At 59.5% G+C, this 16,393-nt stretch carries 16 protein-coding genes; 6 read left to right on the top strand and 10 right to left on the bottom strand.

The features are described 5' to 3' along the window. The first annotated feature begins 49 nt into the window (after positions 1-49). Both ABIT76_01600 and ABIT76_01595 read left to right on the top strand, forming a co-directional pair. Positions 50-2,926, top strand: coding sequence for an aconitate hydratase (locus tag ABIT76_01600; protein MEO7931831.1), 2,877 nt, complete (start codon positions 50-52; stop codon positions 2,924-2,926). 18 nt (positions 2,927-2,944) lie between these two features. Then, positions 2,945-3,664: a hypothetical protein gene (locus ABIT76_01595; GenBank protein ID MEO7931830.1), complete on the top strand. Its 720-nt coding sequence runs from the start codon at positions 2,945-2,947 to the stop codon at positions 3,662-3,664. Positions 3,665-3,669: 5 nt separating this feature from the next. On the opposite strand, the gene ABIT76_01590 is transcribed toward ABIT76_01595, so the two are convergent. From ABIT76_01590 to ABIT76_01575, 4 genes are read right to left on the bottom strand one after another with little or no spacing between them, the layout of a single operon-like run. Further along, the gene (locus ABIT76_01590; protein MEO7931829.1) at positions 3,670-4,086 is read right to left on the bottom strand and encodes a biopolymer transporter ExbD; all 417 of its coding nucleotides are present in this window, start codon (positions 4,084-4,086) and stop codon (positions 3,670-3,672) included. A gap of 15 nt (positions 4,087-4,101) precedes the next feature. Then, positions 4,102-4,569 (bottom strand): biopolymer transporter ExbD, encoded by a 468-nt coding sequence (locus ABIT76_01585; protein ID MEO7931828.1) that lies wholly within the window; start codon positions 4,567-4,569, stop codon positions 4,102-4,104. Between the two features lie 27 nt (positions 4,570-4,596). Continuing rightward, entirely contained in the window at positions 4,597-5,517 is a 921-nt protein-coding gene (locus ABIT76_01580; GenBank protein ID MEO7931827.1) for a MotA/TolQ/ExbB proton channel family protein, read from the bottom strand. 38 nt (positions 5,518-5,555) lie between these two features. Next, positions 5,556-6,323, bottom strand: coding sequence for a tetratricopeptide repeat protein (locus tag ABIT76_01575; protein ID MEO7931826.1), 768 nt, complete (start codon positions 6,321-6,323; stop codon positions 5,556-5,558). Positions 6,324-6,382: 59 nt separating this feature from the next. Between ABIT76_01575 and ABIT76_01570 the strand changes: the two genes are divergently transcribed. Beyond that, positions 6,383-7,882 carry a peptidyl-prolyl cis-trans isomerase gene (locus tag ABIT76_01570; protein ID MEO7931825.1) on the top strand — a complete coding sequence of 500 codons (1,500 nt, stop codon included), beginning with the start codon at positions 6,383-6,385 and terminating at the stop codon, positions 7,880-7,882. A 1-nt stretch (position 7,883) separates the two neighbouring features. On the opposite strand, the gene ABIT76_01565 is transcribed toward ABIT76_01570, so the two are convergent. The 6 genes from ABIT76_01565 to ABIT76_01540 all read right to left on the bottom strand — a co-directional run bounded on the left by ABIT76_01565 (position 7,884) and on the right by ABIT76_01540 (position 12,397). Further along, positions 7,884-8,198, bottom strand: a complete 315-nt coding sequence (locus ABIT76_01565; protein MEO7931824.1) for a YbaB/EbfC family nucleoid-associated protein — start codon at positions 8,196-8,198, stop codon at positions 7,884-7,886. A gap of 9 nt (positions 8,199-8,207) precedes the next feature. Continuing rightward, the gene (gene dnaX / locus ABIT76_01560; GenBank protein MEO7931823.1) at positions 8,208-9,980 is read right to left on the bottom strand and encodes a DNA polymerase III subunit gamma/tau; all 1,773 of its coding nucleotides are present in this window, start codon (positions 9,978-9,980) and stop codon (positions 8,208-8,210) included. A 103-nt stretch (positions 9,981-10,083) separates the two neighbouring features. Next, positions 10,084-10,566 (bottom strand): RNA-binding protein, encoded by a 483-nt coding sequence (locus ABIT76_01555; GenBank protein MEO7931822.1) that lies wholly within the window; start codon positions 10,564-10,566, stop codon positions 10,084-10,086. A 69-nt stretch (positions 10,567-10,635) separates the two neighbouring features. Continuing rightward, positions 10,636-11,067 carry a nucleoside deaminase gene (locus ABIT76_01550; GenBank protein ID MEO7931821.1) on the bottom strand — a complete coding sequence of 144 codons (432 nt, stop codon included), beginning with the start codon at positions 11,065-11,067 and terminating at the stop codon, positions 10,636-10,638. A 127-nt stretch (positions 11,068-11,194) separates the two neighbouring features. Continuing rightward, positions 11,195-11,842: a DUF4410 domain-containing protein gene (locus ABIT76_01545; protein MEO7931820.1), complete on the bottom strand. Its 648-nt coding sequence runs from the start codon at positions 11,840-11,842 to the stop codon at positions 11,195-11,197. Positions 11,843-11,929: 87 nt separating this feature from the next. Then, positions 11,930-12,397 (bottom strand): DUF309 domain-containing protein, encoded by a 468-nt coding sequence (locus ABIT76_01540; GenBank protein ID MEO7931819.1) that lies wholly within the window; start codon positions 12,395-12,397, stop codon positions 11,930-11,932. A 90-nt stretch (positions 12,398-12,487) separates the two neighbouring features. Here ABIT76_01540 and ABIT76_01535 point away from each other — a divergent pair, with 90 nt between their 5' ends. From ABIT76_01535 to ABIT76_01525, 3 genes are read left to right on the top strand one after another with little or no spacing between them, the layout of a single operon-like run. Then, the gene (locus tag ABIT76_01535; protein ID MEO7931818.1) at positions 12,488-13,744 is read left to right on the top strand and encodes a hemolysin family protein; all 1,257 of its coding nucleotides are present in this window, start codon (positions 12,488-12,490) and stop codon (positions 13,742-13,744) included. Beyond that, positions 13,741-14,727, top strand: coding sequence for a CNNM domain-containing protein (locus tag ABIT76_01530; GenBank protein ID MEO7931817.1), 987 nt, complete (start codon positions 13,741-13,743; stop codon positions 14,725-14,727). Before ABIT76_01535 ends, ABIT76_01530 begins: the two co-directional genes overlap by 4 nt. Positions 14,728-14,750: 23 nt before the next feature. Further along, positions 14,751-16,391: a hypothetical protein gene (locus tag ABIT76_01525; GenBank protein MEO7931816.1), complete on the top strand. Its 1,641-nt coding sequence runs from the start codon at positions 14,751-14,753 to the stop codon at positions 16,389-16,391. The last annotated feature ends 2 nt before the right edge of the window (positions 16,392-16,393 follow it).

Raw genomic sequence — 16,393 nt, 5'->3', positions numbered from 1 at the left:
CGCAGGAACCATTCTTGACGGACCGGGCGCTTTTCGCCATGTAAGTGCGATGCCTACGCCACTCGATACGCTCCGCCAATTTTCCACCGGCTCCGACGCTTCGGCGGCCTATTTTTCCCTGCCTGCCCTCGAGGAAATGGGTGTGGGCCCTATCTCCCGGCTGCCGGTGAGCATTCGGATCGTGCTCGAATCGGTGTTGCGAAACTGCGACGGGAAAAAAGTGGCCTGGAAGGACGTGGTCACGCTCTCCAACTGGAACGCGAAAACGCCGGTGGAAGAGGAAATCCCCTTCGTCGTCGCACGCATCGTTTTGCAGGATTTCACCGGTGTGCCGCTGCTCGTCGATCTGGCGGCGATGCGCAGCGCCGTGGCCCGGCTTGGTGGCCAGCCGAAAATCATCGAGCCGCTGGTGCCGGTTGATCTCGTGGTGGATCACTCGGTGCAGGTCGATTACGCCGGTTCGCAGCAGGCGCTGGACCTAAACATGGCGATCGAGTTCCAACGCAATCGCGAGCGTTACCAGCTCTTGAAATGGGGCCAGCAGGCATTTGAAACCTTCGGCGTGGTGCCTCCCGGCATCGGCATCGTGCATCAGGTGAACCTGGAATATCTCGCGAAAGGCGTGCTCTCAACCACGCTCGATGGGCAGACTATTTTCTATCCCGACACCCTCGTCGGCACCGATTCGCACACGACCATGATCAATGGTCTCGGCATCGTCGGCTGGGGCGTGGGCGGCATCGAGGCCGAGGCCGGAATGCTCGGGCAGCCTGTGTATTTTCTCACGCCCGAAGTCGTCGGCGTGCATCTCACCGGGCGGCTCAGCGAAGGTGTCACCGCGACTGACTTGGCGCTGCATGTCACGCAAATGTTGCGGGCGAAAAAGGTCGTCGGGAAGTTTGTCGAGTTCTACGGCGAAGGCGCGGAGACGCTGCCGCTGACCGACCGCGCAACCATCGCCAACATGGCTCCCGAATACGGCGCGACGATGGGCTTTTTCCCCGTGGATTCGGAGTCCGTCGAATATCTCAAAGCCACCGGACGCACCGAGGCACAGGTGGCGGCGTTTGAGAATTATTTCAAGGCGCAGGGGCTCTTCGGCATGCCGAAAAAGGGCGAGATCGATTACAGCGTCGATGTCGAGCTGGACCTCGCGACCGTCGTTCCCGGAGTCGCCGGCCCGCGTCGCCCGCAGGATCATATTAATCTCCCCGACCTCGGCAGCGCCTTCACCAAGCTCCTGCACAAATCCTCGCTCGACGGTGGTTACGGCAAACCTGACGCCGACACTTCGGCCCGCATCGCCGTCCATATGAATGGAACTCCGGTGCAAAACACGCCCGACTTGCTTTCCACCGACGCGAAAAAACCCGAGGAACATTTGCAGGAGGGCACGCCGCGTCACGTTTTGGAAATGACTTCCAACCGCCCGACGCAGACGCCCGCCGAAGACCTCATCGACGTTTCCGCTCCGATCCAGGACACCGCCATCGGCCACGGCAGCGTGCTCATCGCGGCGATCACGAGTTGCACCAATACCAGCAACCCCAGCGTGATGCTCGGCGCGGGTTTGCTCGCGAAAAAAGCCGTCGAGCGCGGACTTACGGTCGATCCTTCGGTGAAAAGCTCGCTCGCCCCCGGCTCCCGAGTCGTCACGGATTATCTCAACAAATCCGGGCTCCAGCCGTATCTCGACCAGCTCGGTTTCCAAGTCGTCGGCTACGGCTGCACCACCTGCATCGGCAACTCCGGCCCGCTCAATGCGGCCATCGAGGAAACGATCACCAAGAACGACCTCGTCGCCGCCAGCGTCCTCTCCGGCAACCGCAATTTTGAGGCGCGTGTCCATCAAAACATCAAGGCCAACTTCCTCATGTCGCCGCCGCTCGTGGTCGCGTTTGCCATTGCCGGACGCGTCGATATTGACCTCACCACCGAGCCGCTCGGCACCGATACGCATGGAACTCCGGTCTTCCTGAAAGACATCTGGCCATCGTTGAAAGAAATTCGCGAAACCATGCAGGGCGCGCTCAAGCCCGAGGTTTTCCAACGGCTTTACACTGGTTTCTCCGAGCAAAATCCAAAATGGAACGAGATCCCGTCGTCCGTTGGCGAGATCTATCAATGGGACGCCGAGAGCACCTACATCCAGGAGCCGCCGTTCTTCACCGACTTCCAACTCGAGCCAGGCACGATTCAGGAAATTCAGGGTGCGCGCCCGCTCGGCATCTTCGGCGATTCCGTGACGACCGACCACATTTCGCCCGCCGGTGCGTTCAAGGCCGCGAGTCCGGCAGGAAAATTTCTCGTCCAGAGCGGAGTGGACCCAGTGGACTTCAATAGCTATGGAAGTCGCCGCGGCAATGATCGCGTGATGGTCCGCGGGACGTTTGCGAATGTGCGGATCAAGAACCTGATGGTGCCGGGCATCGAGGGCGGCGTGACGAAACATTTTCCCGACGGCGAGCAGCTCTCCATCTACGACGCCAGCGTGCAATACAAAGCCGAGGGCACGCCGCTCATCGTCATCGCGGGTCAGGAATACGGCACCGGCTCCAGCCGCGACTGGGCCGCGAAAGGCACCGCCTTGCTGGGCGTCAAAGTCGTCGTCACGCAAAGCTACGAGCGCATTCACCGCTCGAACTTGGTCGGAATGGGCGTGCTCCCGCTGCAATTTATCGAAGGGACGAACGCGCAAACCCTCGGCCTCACCGGCGGCGAAATCTACGACGTCATCGGGTTGAACGACCAGATCGTGCCGTTGCAAATGCTCTCGCTTGGCATTACTTACGCCGATGGACGCAAGGTGGAAGTGCCCGTCAAACTGCGCATCGACACGCCGATCGAGGTAGATTATTACCGCCACGGCGGCATCCTGCCCTTTGTCCTGCGCCAGCTCGTCAACGCCTCAAACGCGTCCCAGTAAGAGTCAAATGGAAGTCCCATGAACGACCTTCTGGGCTCCGCACTTCGGCTCTACTGCAAAGTTTTCGGCGTTATTCTCGGGCTCGTCCTGAGCATTGGGCTCGTCGGCCAGATGCTGTCGAGCTATCTGGCCTACAACGTCTTCGACCGGAAAAACTTCGTGGCCGGTTTGCAGACGGGCCTGTTGATCGATCTGGTTTTTGGCAGTGTGATCGCCGCTGGTGTCCTGCACGCGCTCTTCGTGGATCGCATGGGACGGCGCGCCGGTTTCCTAGAATGCTTTGGTGTGGCCGTGAGCCACTGGCTGCAACTCTGCTGGACGAATTTATTGACGAATTGCCTGGTCGTGATGGTGTCGGCCTTGTTTTTCCTGCCGATTGGCACCTGGCAGATGCGGCTGATTTTTCTTCTGCCGTCCGTGGTGATCGGGATTCGGCTCAGTCTCGCCGTCACGGTGGTGATGACTGAGGGCGAATGGGGTGTGGCGGCTTTGCGGCGCAGCGCCAAACTGACTACTGATCGTGGCTGGCAAATCCTCGGGTTGTGCCTCTTCGTTTACGTGCCGGTGCAGCTCGCGGGTTTCATCGGTATCGGGATGCTGCAGACCAATCCACAGTTCGACACCTGGCAAATGACCGCTGGTTTTGGCACCGTGCTGAAACTCGCGTCGAGTTTCATTCCGGTCTGCTTCTTTTGCCTCTACGAAAAAATTATCGCCGAGGATCGTCCGGAGGAATAAATTACCTAGCCGAAGCTGAGATTCGTGACCTTGGCGGCGGCGGCGGCGTTAAGCACGTCGATAATCCGTTCCTGCTGAGTCTCCATCGAAGGCCGAATAATCACCGGGTCTTTGCTGCCGAACATCTTGATCGTCTCGCTTAGCCAAGCTTGGAGTTGGACCAGATTCTTGGTGGTTGGCGAATCAAATGTTTTGCCGTTCACGACGATGGAATCGTCCTGGTTGATGTCGATAATGATCGGAGTCGGAGGCGGGCCGCTCGAAGCTTTTCCCCCGCCAGGGAGATTGATGGAGAGCTCCAGCTCGGTCTTTTGCGTGCCGGCCATTGCCATAAAAAAGAGCAAAAGCACGAACACCACATCGACCATTGGCGCGATTTGAAATCCGACGTCGCCATCCTCGGAACCTACTGATCCAGCCATGTTAGAGTGTCCTCCTCATTTTTCGTCGTCTTTGTTGATGACCGAAAATGTGATATTGATCGCACCCGCCCGGCCGACGGCAACGAGCAGGGGCCGGATGAAGCTGTAAGGCGCGCGCCGGTCGGCACGGATGATGACGCGCAATTTCGGATTCTTGGAAATGGAATCCTGCAACGGTCCGATAATGGCGTTGGCGTCGTTGACGGTGACCTCGTTGTATTGAATCTGGCCCGCGTTGCCGAGCGGCACCCAGAGGACGTTGAGAATGGCGGTGCCAGAGTCCCCTCCTTCCTTTGGGTCCTTGGCCTTGGCGGCAACCGGCAACTGGACCTGATCATTCGACTGCAAGACTTGGGTCGAGCTGATCGACATGAAAAACACTAGGAGCACGAGCAGGATGTCGATCATCGGGGCGATCTGAAACTCCGGATCTTCCTCGGGCATGACCCGGACGGCTCCTTTGATGACACTCGTGTGCGACATACTCTGGGGGAGGCGGCTGAGTTCAGTCTAAGTCCACTGCAAAGTGGCGCCGCAATGCGGGCAGGGATTCACGCCGGGAGTGACGGCACCGTTGCAAACGGGGCAGTTGGTCGTGAGAGCCATGGAGACTTTGCGGGATTCGCCCGAAGCGCTGCTGCCGACACCGGCGACGCCAGCGCTGAAGTTTTCCCCGATGCGGACGCCGGCCAGTTCTTCGTAGGGAATGTCGGAGACGAGCTCGTTGATCTTGTCGTCCGCGTGAACAATGACCATCTGGGCGCGGTTGCGGAAAATGTAGTAGGTGACGAACGCCGGAATGGCGATGAAGAGACCGCTGGCAGTGGCGAGCAACACCTCGGAGATGTTCGCAGCGAGTGCGCTTGGGTTTTTGATACCACTGGAGGCCAAGGTGGCGAAGGCGCGCATCATGCCGATGACGGTGCCGAGCAGACCGATCATGGGCGAGACGACGCCGATGACGGAGAGGTAGCTGTTCCGGGTGCGGAGAATCTGGGCTTCGCGCAGACCGTGCTCGGCGAGACCTTCCTGGACGGCTTCCTTGCCACGGCCGAGGCGCTCAAGGCCGGCGCGCAGGACGTTGGCGATGTAGGAGCTATTGGCGCGGCAGATTTCCCATGCTTCCTGATAGTTTCCCGAGGAAAGCGTCTGGCGCAGGGAATCAAGAAGGGGAGGCGGCGCGAGCTTTTCATTGCGCAGGAAAAGGATGTTTTGAACGATGAAAGTAACCATCGTCACAGAGGTTAGAATGAGACAAATCCAGATGCCGACGGTGAGCGGGCCACCATGCCAGATGAGCTGGATGATCGAGTGCGACTCGGGTGCGGCTGCGGGAGCACCGCCTTCTTGAGCGGAGGCGACCGTGGCCAGACAGAGGAGGCCGGCGGTGGCGAGGAGGTTGGGGAAGGGGAGGGAGAACGTTTTTTTCATGAAGCTAGATGTGAGGAGTCGGATTTATACGCTGGAGTTTAGGGGACTGCAATGCCGCCGTTTTTACGCAACGCATCGGCCCGTTCCTGCGCACGGGCCGTGGTGGCGCGATCGGCGTAAAAGATGGTGACGGTGCGGAGGTAATCTTCGAGAGCCTCGGCGGGTTTATTCTCTTTTTCAGCGATGTTTCCGAGGGTGAAATAAGCCTGGCCAAAGGCGGCGGACTCAGCCTTGGTGAGATCTGGTTTGGTTAGCGCATTGGCGATGATCGGAGTCAGGGCCGTCTTGGCATCATCGAATTTATTGTTGGCCGCAGCCACGCGCGCCATGCCGACATCGGCTTGCAGGGAAAGTCCGACACCGGGGTAGAGTTGCTTGAATTTCGCGTAGGCGGCGGAAGCCTCGGCCGTCTTGTCGAGGGAAAGATAAAGATCGCCGATCGAAGCGGTGGCCCTTTGCGCCCAGTCCAATGGAAGTCCGCCAAATTGGTCCACGACCGGTTTCAAAACGGCCAGCGCATCCGCCGGTTTGCCAGCTTCCTGGAGATTCAACCCGCGATCCACCGCCGTCGGCTGCGCCATCGTGACGGCGGTCACCTGCGAGAGCGGGATTCCGATTTCCGCAGGACCGGATTTGATCATCGCGCTGCCATTGCGGACGCCCGTGATCTGGCCGGTGCGCACAATGCCGTTGCTGGCCTTGATGGAATCTTCCGCGCGAACCGTCGTTCCGAAGGTGAGCAGACTCACGGTCAATACGGCGGCAAAAAGATGTTGCTGGGAGGGAAACAGGCGACTAAGTCTCATCGTTCGCCCAATCTAGGAAGCGAAGTCCCCAAAATCAATCCCCAATTCCCAATCCTTTTATGATCAACCTCATGCGGAAAAATCAGCGCTGGCTGATGATCCTTATTTCCGTCATTGTCATCGTCGCCTTCGTTTTTCTCTATAACAAAACTGACCTCGACAAGCTGGGCCGCAGCGCGATGGGCAGCATCTACGGCAGAACCGTCAGCGGCAGTGAGTTTGCCCGTTCCGAGAAACAATTCGAGATCGCCCGCGGCCTCGGCTTGTACGATTTGCTCCAGGTGCTCGTCACCGGCGGCAGCCGCGACCAGGCCGAGGATTACGTCTGGAGCACACTCGTCCTGCGGAAAAAAGCCGAGGTTTTGCAGGTCGAGCCGACCACCGAGGCCGTGGCGCAAAAAATCCAGCAACTCCCACCGTTTCAGACCAACGGCCAATTCGACTTTGAGAAATATCAGGGCTTCGTCGCCAACGCCCTCACCCCGCGCGGCTTCAGCGAGGAGCAGCTCAACGACCTGATCCGCGATGAACTGCGCCTCGCCAAACTCCGCGAAATCGTCGGCTCCGCCACCGTCACGTCTGAAAGCGAAGTCCGCGACGCCTACGGCAACGCCTTTCGCAAGCGCCACCTCCAGGTCGCCAAACTCAAGCGCGAGACGTTTGAATCCGCCGTCACCGTCACGCCGGCCGAAATCAAAGACTACTACGAGAAAAACAAAGCCAGCTTCCAGACCGACGAAAAACGCGCCGTGAAATACGTCGTTTTCCAGCTTTCCGACGCCGACAAAAAACTCAAAGGCAAGGACCGCGTCTCCGCCCTCCAGCCGATCTCGAACCAGGCCGACGCCTTCTCCCAGCGCCTCCTCAAGGCGGGTGCGAACTTCGACGCCATCGCCAAGGAACTCAACGCGCCGGTGAAGGAAACCGCCACTTTTCCCGCCTCAACGCCGCCGCCTGAAATCGCCAGTGTGACCCAGGTCGCGCCCACGATTTTCTCGCTGACCACCGACACGCCCGACAGCGACGTGCTCCAGACCGAGGACGGTTTCTACATTTTCCATCTCGCCAAAATCGAACCCGCCGTCCCGCAAACCTTGGAGGAGGCCACCGCCAAAATCACCAGTACGATCCGGGAGGAACGCGTCGCCGCCGCCATGACTCAGAAGGCCGCCGAACTCCAAAAAGCCATTCGAGTCGCATTGAAATCGGGCCAGACCTTCGCCCAAGCCGCCGCCGCGAGTGGACTTGAAGTCGAATCTGTCCCCGCCTTTTCACCCGCCGAACTCCAGCAAAACCGCGAGTTCAACGCCGACCGCATGATTCAAATGCGAGCCGCCACCCTAGGCGAGGGTGCCGTCAGCGACCTCATACCCACAATGGACGGCGGCGCGATCGCCTACCTCGAAAAAATGGAACCGCTCGACGAGGAAAAATGGAAAACCGAGCGCGAAAGCATGCTCGACCAATATTTCTCCAGCCGCCGCGCGATGAGCTTCAGCGAATGGTTCCGCGCCCAGCGCGCCGCCGCGAACATTCGCACCGGCGCAAACGCTGGTTAGCTTAAAACCCCAGCCCGGGTGGCAAACCCATGCCGCCGGTGACTTTGCCCATCTCGGCCTGCTGCATCGCACGCCCTTTTTCGATGGCTTGCTGGATGCCGCTGAGGATGAGGTCCTCGAGAAATTCCACATCCTCGGGATCAACGATTTCCTTGGCGATCTTCAGTGAAATAATGTCGCCGCCGCCGGTGGCCACGACCGTGACTTTGCCACTGCCGACGCTGGCTTCGACGGTGCGTTGGGCGAGTTCTTCCTGAGTGCGCGCGAGCTCTTCCTGCATCTTCTGCGCTTGCTTCATCATTTTCTGGATATTCATAGGGATTGGTTAGTTGGAGTTGACTTGCGGTGGGATGACGGAAGTAATTTCCGCCTTGAAAAGTTCGAGCGCTTTTTTGATCAGCGGATCATTTTTGAACGCCTCCATCGGATCGACGACGGGCTCCTCGGGAATCGCGTAGCTCACCGTCGGAGCCGTTGCGCCCTCGCGCAGGGCGATTTGCAGGCTGGTGGTTTTGCCGCGGAGATGGGTAACGAGGTCCTCAAGAAAGGCGCGATTGTTCGGACGTTGCAGATTTTCCACGGCAAATTTCTGGTCCGTGGGAAAGGCGAGGCTCAGCGTGTCGTCTGCGCCCAGCTCCGGTGAGGCGAGTTCGAGAAAACTCAAAATCAACCGCCGCTTCGAGCTGACTTCGCGAAGAATCTTCGGCCACAACTCCGCAATCGTTTCCGTCCTGGAAACTTCCACTGCGTCCGGCTGCGTGACTTCCATCGGAGCCTCAACCGGCGCTGCCGCAGCGGGGACTGGCTCGGGTTTGGGCTCAATCTTCGGCTCCGGTTTGGGTTCCACTCGTTTCGGTGAAATGACGGGCGCTGGAGAGGGTGCCGGGGCAGGAGTGAACGCGCGCGGCGGCGGCGGCGTGAGAGGAATGGAAGTCGCCATGGGCGAGCCGTCGCGCAGCGAAGTCAGCGCCGCCAGCACATCGTCGAGCGAGGACACTTGCAGGCTCTGCGTGGCGCGAATCAGGGCGATCTCGAGTTGCAGTTTTTTGTTCGCAGCCCACTTCATGCGACCTTCGGCGGCGGAAAGTTGCTGGATGAGGTCGAGCAGTTTCGGGCCGGAAACAAACCCCGCCTGCTCTTGCAATACGGATCGAAGTTCGCTGGAAATTTCCCGGTCCAATGAACTCGGATCGACTTGGAAAATGAGCAGGTTTCGCAGGTGACCGAGCAGGTCGGTGAGGACTTTCATGAGGTCCTTGCCCGACTCGGCCTGTGCGTGGACCAGCGATAAGGCCTGCGGCGTTTCGATACGGAGAATGTGTTCGGTGAGGGCGTTGATCGTTTCCTGCGAGGTGAAGCCGAAGATCTTTAGAACATCCTCCTCCTCGATGGCCTCGCCGCAAAAGGCCACGAGTTGATCGAGCATCGACTCGGCGTCGCGCAACCCGCCGTCGGCTCCACGCGCGATGGCGGCGGAGGCCGCGTCGGAGAGCGTGATCCTTTCCTCGCCCGCAATGTATTGCAGGTGGTTCGCGATCAGCGTGTCGGGAATCCGCTTCAAGTCGAATCGCTGGCAGCGGCTGAGAATCGTCACCGGCACCTTCTGCGGGTCCGTCGTGGCGAAGAGAAATTTCACGTGGCTGGGCGGCTCTTCCAACGTCTTTAAGAGTGCGTTGAAACTCGAATTGGAAAGCATGTGCACCTCATCGACGAGGTAGAGTTTGTAAGTGCCCTTGGTCGGGGCAAACTTCACGTTGTCGATGATGATCTCGCGGATTTTATCGACCTGCGTGTTCGACGCGGCGTCAAATTCCAGAACGTCGAGGCTGTTTCCCTGGGCGATTTCTCGACAGGAATCGCACACGCCGCAGGGTGTGGTGGTCGGTTTGCCGTGGCCAGTCTCGCAATTCAGCGCCATGGCGAGAATGCGTGCGGTGGAGGTTTTGCCCGTGCCGCGCGGGCCGACGAAGAGGTAGGCGTGGGCGAGCCGGTTTTGCTCGATGGCGTTTTTCAGCGTCTGCGTGATGTGCTCCTGGCCGATGACGTCGTCGAACGTTTTCGGGCGGTATTTACGGGCGAAGACCTGGTAGCTGCTCACGGGGAGACTCTAGGGCAGGACGGGAAAAGCTGGCAAGCGCAGGCAGCAGAAAGTTGCGCGGACGAGTTCCATTCCCCTCTGAAAAACAGAGCGGAGTTGGATCTTAATCTTCGTCGTAATCCCGCATCGGACGCGGTCCGCGCGGTTTTTCTTTTTCGCGACGAGGCGGCTCACCCCGGCCACCGGAATCGCGGCCGCCAGCGGAGCGGCTGCCACCACCAGAAAACGGAGGCCGATTGGCTCCAAAGCCACTGCTGCCGGATGCGGGAGCTGCATTCGGACGAAAGGGACCGCCGTGTCCTGGCGGACGCGCACTGCCCAGCCCTTGAGGACGATCTTCGCGCGGACGCGCCTCCGTGATGGCGAGCGCGCGGCCTTCGATGCGGTGGCCGTTCATTTGCGCCGTGGCTCGTTCCGCCTCGCCGTCGCTGGCCATGGTGACAAAGGCGAAACCGCGCGATTTGCCCGTCATTTTATCGAGGATGAGCTTGACCTCCTGCACCGTGCCGAACGGTGAAAAAATATCCTGAATCTCGTTTTCCGTAAGATGAAACGCGAGGTTGGCGACGTAGAGTTTGTTTCCCATGACTGGATCTGACTGATGATGAACTGATTGAGCTGGAGCGAAGAAATTAAATGAACGGATGCGCCGAGACTATTTGCCTATATCCTCGTTCCAGAGCAAGGGATTTTCTTCGATGAATTTCGCCATCATCTCGTAACATTCCGGCAGGTCGAGATCGATCACCTCCACGCCGTGGGCGCGCATAAACTCCGGCCCACCGGGAAATGTGCGGCTTTCGCCCACGATGACCTTCTTGATTCCAAACTGCACCACCGCGCCCGAGCACAAGTAGCAGGGCATGAGCGTGGAATATAAGGTCGTCCCCCGATAGTGGCCGATGCGCCCGGCGTTGCGCAGACAATCGATCTCCGCATGGGTAATGGGGTCGCCGTCCTGCACGCGCTTGTTGTGGCCCGTGGCCAGAAGCTGTCCATCGCGGGCAATCGCCGAGCCAATGGGAATGCCGCCCTCGGCGAGACCTTTTTTCGCATCATCGATGGCAGCGCGCATGAATTCGTCCATGAAGTTGAGTGAAATAGCGAATCCAGCGGCAGATTCCAAGAGTTTTCTGAATGGAATCTAACTCAAATGAAAAAAAGCCGGGGCACCCCTGATGGATGCCCCGGCCCCAACCACTACCAAATTTTGTTTACCGATCCGCGCCGCCGTCACGGACGCCGTATTTGTAGGGATCGGGGGTGAGGACCTTGCCCACTTCCTCGGCGATGTTGCGGTAGTCGAACATTTCGGAGGAACCCATGCCGGAGTTGTAAACCGAGCCCGTGGGGCCGGCGGCCTTGCTGCTGGATTTCACGTCAAAGGCATAGAGCACGCCTTCGGGAGCGCCGCCTTTGCCATCGCTTTCGCCGCCTTCTTCACCGGCGCGAGTCACGCGGACATGGACGATCGCGGTGGTGCGACCGGCTCCGAGACGGCCAAAGAAGAAGCGCAGCGCCTGGTTGCCGCCATCGACGACATCGATGTTGCCATCGACGATCCAGCCTTCCTCGGGGATGTCGTTGTTATCAATGACCATGGTGGGGGCGATTTTGCTGAGTTGCTCCTTGAGCGCGATGCCGAGTTCGGCGGGGGCGAGGGCCTGGCGGATGGGGCGTTCGCCAAGGGGGCCGTGGTCGCCGACGAAGGTGGCTCCGGCGACGTTAAAGGGCCGGATGTAAATGCTGGAGGGGTGATGCGCGCCGGAGGCGACGTAGGTTTTGGTGACTTCGACGTTGGCGCATCCGATGAGGGAGAGCGTGGCGAGGCTGAGGAGGGCGGGCAGGAAGGAGCGTTTCATAAGCATGGGACTGGAATTTAGACTTTGAAATGCATGAAGCGTGCCGCGAACCGGCTTCGACGTTGATTTTGCGGTGAAATGCCGCATTTAGGTGGGTTCGAGACGGAGTTGTGGGAGAAAACCAGGGTTCCAGGGATTGGATTGGAAGTCGGATTCGCGAATGTGGTCGCGAGTTTTTGCACAAAAGCGAATCAGCGCCGCGACATCAAGCTGATGATGCAACGGCTGAAACGGCCCGATATTGGCCATTCCGAGATCGAAAAGCCGCGTTGCCGGTCTCATGCGAGTTCCATCCTTATGGTGGAGCGGGCGCTCGTATTGCTTCCGCAAATGGACAAATGCGCCCGCAATCTGGATGAGGCCCTTGTAAAAAGCGTAGTCCGCCCCGTTCGTTTGCAGCCAGAGATCCTCCAGCACATCGTGGGCTTCATAGTATTCACCGCGGTTGAAACAGGTGAAGTATCCGAGGTAGCGCGGGTCGAACAGGGCATCGCCTGATTCGCTAGGTGCAGCTAATTCCTTTACAAACTCGGATATTCGATCACGTTTTTTCATTCGGAAACCAGTGCACTCATTGAATCACGCAATAACGCGGCCCGCGAAAAGAATACAAGATCGAATGCCTGGAAGAGCGCAGCCCCAGCCGTGACGACCTGGCTCTTCGTCGTGGTCGCGATGCTGGTCGGCGCGTCGGCGTTTTTCTCGGGGATGGAAACGGCGATTTTTTCCCTGCGCGAGCACAAGATCAAACGCCTTCGCGAGAAAGACATCTGCCTCGCGCTAAAGCTCGATCGGCTAACCTCGGACCGGCGCCGGCTGCTGGCGGTGATCCTTTTTTCCGACGTGATCGTGAATGTCCCGCTCGTGCTGCTCTGCCTTTTTCTGGCAGAGCGAATGCACAGTGTGCTGCCGGTGTGGCTGACGACTCTGAGCTTGTTCGCAGTCGTGGTGATTTTTTGCGATCTGCTGCCGAAGCTTCTCGCGCTGACCTATCCACTGCGACTCGCGCCGCTGGCCATCGGCTATCTGGATTTTGCCGTGCCGCTGCTGGGCAGAATCACCGGCGTGCTCGAACACGCGACCGAGCATCTCGCACAAATGATCACCCCGAAATCCATGGAACTCCGCGACACGCTGTCCGAGGGAGAATTTGCCACGCTGATGAATCTGGGAGCGGAAACCGGCGTGATCGACTCGAATGAGCGCGAGATCATTGCCGAAATTATGAAGCTCGCGGACAAGACGGCGAAGGATTGCATGACGCCCCGCGTGGACAGCTTCACGATGCCCGACGATCTCACGAATGAGGAGGCGATCACGCTTTTGCGAACGAAACGCCGTCGCCTCGTTCCGATCTATGGCGAGACGCCGGATGACATTCTGGGCGTGCTCGATGTGGCGGCTTTTCTGGCGAATCCGACGCAGCCGTATCAGGAAATCCTCGTGCCGCCGTCGTTTGTCGCCGAGACGATGAATGCACTAGAACTCCTCCAAAGCTTCCTGCATCGCCCGCAGCGGATCGCCATCGTGGTCGATGAATTTGGCGGCACGGAAGGCGTCGTTTCCTTCTCCGACATCGTCGAGGAAGTCATCAGCGACGCCGTCCCGCTCGGGTCGGATCTTTATATCGAGGACGCCGGGCAGGGGAAATTGATCGTCAGCGGACACGCGCGGCTCGACGACATCAGCGAAAAACTCCAGACCAAGATCCATCACGACGGGCTGGACACGATCGGCGGGTATATTTTCAACAAAATGGGCTACGTCCCGCGCCCCGGCTCGTTGGTGGAGATTCCGGGCTACACCTTGCGCATCCGGCGGGCTACGCGGCGGCGTGTGCAGGAAGTTTTCATCGAGAAAGTGGCCGCTGAGCCGAGTTCCATGGAAATGGAGGCTGCATGATCTGGCTCGCGCTCGCCATTTGCCTGCTTGTGTCGTTTCTTTTCGCAGGCGTCGAGGCCGGCTTGCTCTCGATCAACCCCGTGCGGCTCAGCCACAACGTCCGCAAAAAAGCCCCCGGCGCGCTTCGGCTCCAGGCCTTGCTGCTCCATCCGCAGCGCCTTCTGATCACCGTCCTGCTCGTCACGAATTTACTGAAAATTTGGGCCCTCGTCCTCATCACGCAACTTCTACGCCAAAAAATCGGCAACTGGGGCTATCCCGTCGCGTTTCTCATCGCCATCCCGGTCTTCGTCGTGCTCTTGGAAATGCTGCCGAAGTCGCTCTTTCGCCGGTTTCCGTATCGTCTGCTCGCGCCGCTTTCGGAAATTATCCGCGCGGTTTACTGGCTGCTTTCGCCAGTCATCTGGCTGCTCACTTGGGTGGGAAAACTCTTTTTTCGAAACGAAGACCCGCGCGATCTATTCATCGCCCGCGACGAGTTGAAAGACCTCACCAGCGAAGTGGAAAAGAGCGGTTCGCTGGATCCTGCCGAGCGCGCAATGATCCACAACGTCGTCGATTTTCGAGCCGTCCGTGGTCGCGATGTCATGATCCCGATGGACCGCGTCGCCTCGGTAAAGCCCGAGACGCCCGTGACCGAACTTCTCGCCATCGCCAAGGAAAAGGGCTGGGACCGTTTCCCCGTCATCGCGTCCGACGGGCAGATCATCGGCCTCGTTCGCTCGTTCGAGGTGCTGCTCGACGGCCGCCTCCACACCAGCGCGCAACATCATTTGCGCCGGATCATCAACGTCCGCGCCGACGAGCCCGCGACGCAGATTATTCGCAAGCTCCGCGCCGCCCGCATGTCGCTCGCCGCCGTCCTCGACGAAAATAATCGTCCCGTCGGCGTCGTGCGCCCCGAGGACTTGATTGACCGACTCATCAACGTCAACGTAGGCTCCGCGCAATCTCACAGCCCTGCCCGGACGGCGGCGACTTAAGATTTTCCAACACCCATTTTTTCATGAATTCAGAAGACATTTCCCCCGACGACGAAACCCAAATGGAGCCCACAGAGTCGGACGCAAGTCCCATTGTGCCCGATTCGCCTGCAACTCCCACGGAAAATTCCACGCTCCCGCAGATGGTCGCCACCGCGCAGGCCGGACGCATGAGCCCGGCGCACGAAACGCAGACCGCCGACCTCCTCCGCAGCGCCTTGCTCGGTGGCAAACCCGAGATCAACGAGGCGCTCGACGCCATTGGCAAACTGCCTTGGCCGATCAGCGTCAACGGTCTGAACGCCGCCTGGCCCGAGATGAAGCCTTACGGCCGCCGCCTCTTCGTTTCCGGGATGAAAGGTCCCGCCTTCGAGGGCGAAATCGGCCGCCGCATTCGCCTCAGCATCACGCGCGGTCTCGTGAAGGTCGATGAGGCCCAAGCCGCCAAATGGGCCTGCGCCATCGCTGCCGAAATGCTCGGAGAGGACGGTATCCTCACCACGCGCGACCGCCAGTCGTTCTTCAACGTCCTCGTCGGCAAGGGGAAACCCTGGCTCCTGCGCCTGCAACTCGACGGCCTCAAAGACGCCGATCTCGCGCACCTGCTCAACGCCGCCATCAGCACGATTTTCACCGGCGGCTGCCCGCCATTTACGCAAAGCGCGTTTCTCCTTTGGCTGATCAAAATCGACAAACTCACCATTCTCAGCGAGCGCTCGCAGCAATCCATCGCCCAGGCGATTCGCAAATGGCCGGGCCGCTTGATGCGCGATTTTAAGACCGTGCCGGAGAATTTGCCGACGGCAATCGCTGAGGCGTTTGCGGAGAAAACCTCGCGGCGCAATCCTGCCGACGCGCCAGAAAACACTGAAACTCCCGCCGACGAAACCGCCGAGCCCGCAGCCGAGTCTGATTCTGATGACGACGACGAGGAGGATGATGACTACGACGAGGAGGATGATGATGAGAAAGACGATGACGAAGATGAGGCCAGCGGCGAGCGCCGGGAAAGCCGCCCGAAGCATCCGCCCTACGTCAGCCCCGGCCAGCCGAATCGCCCGTCGAATCAACCGGCTCAATCCAGTGGACGTGACAGTCGCGGAGGTCGCGGAGGAGAGCGCACTCAGGCCGATCCAGTCGCCATGCTGCGTCAGCTCGATAATTTCATTCGCCAGCAATCGCAGGAACTTTCCCAGGCGCGCACCAAGTTGCGCCAGCTCGAAGAACGCGGCGGCGGTGGCGGACGCGACAAACGCGGTCGTGGTCGCGGTGGGCGTTACGGTTCTGGTGGAGGCGATGGCGTCTGGCCCGACACGACGCCCCCCGAGGACAACGAATCTTTGCGCCGCTATGTGGCCCAACTCGAGAGCATCAACTCCGAACTCCGCACCCGGCTGGAAGACCTCGCCCAGGACGGTGAACGTCGCGCCCAAAGCATGGTTTCGCCCGAGGGAACACCGCTCGGCGAACGCGAGCAGTTGATTAATTTTCTCTCGCTCAAGCTGGGGAAAGATCACGCCGATTACCTCAAACTCAGCCGTGAGCCGGACGACGAGGTTTTCCGCGAGCATTACCGGATCGTGGCGGAAAATGTTTTCGATATCTTGGCGGCTGAGGGCATCCACCCGAAACCGCCCGAAGTGCCGCAGGTCGATCTGGGTTAGAC

This window comes from Chthoniobacterales bacterium (assembly GCA_039930045.1).
Lineage (GTDB): Bacteria > Verrucomicrobiota > Verrucomicrobiia > Chthoniobacterales > DASVRZ01 > DASVRZ01.
The sequence above is the reverse complement of the archived record's forward strand: the minus strand, read 5'-3'. Positions and strand labels throughout refer to the sequence as shown.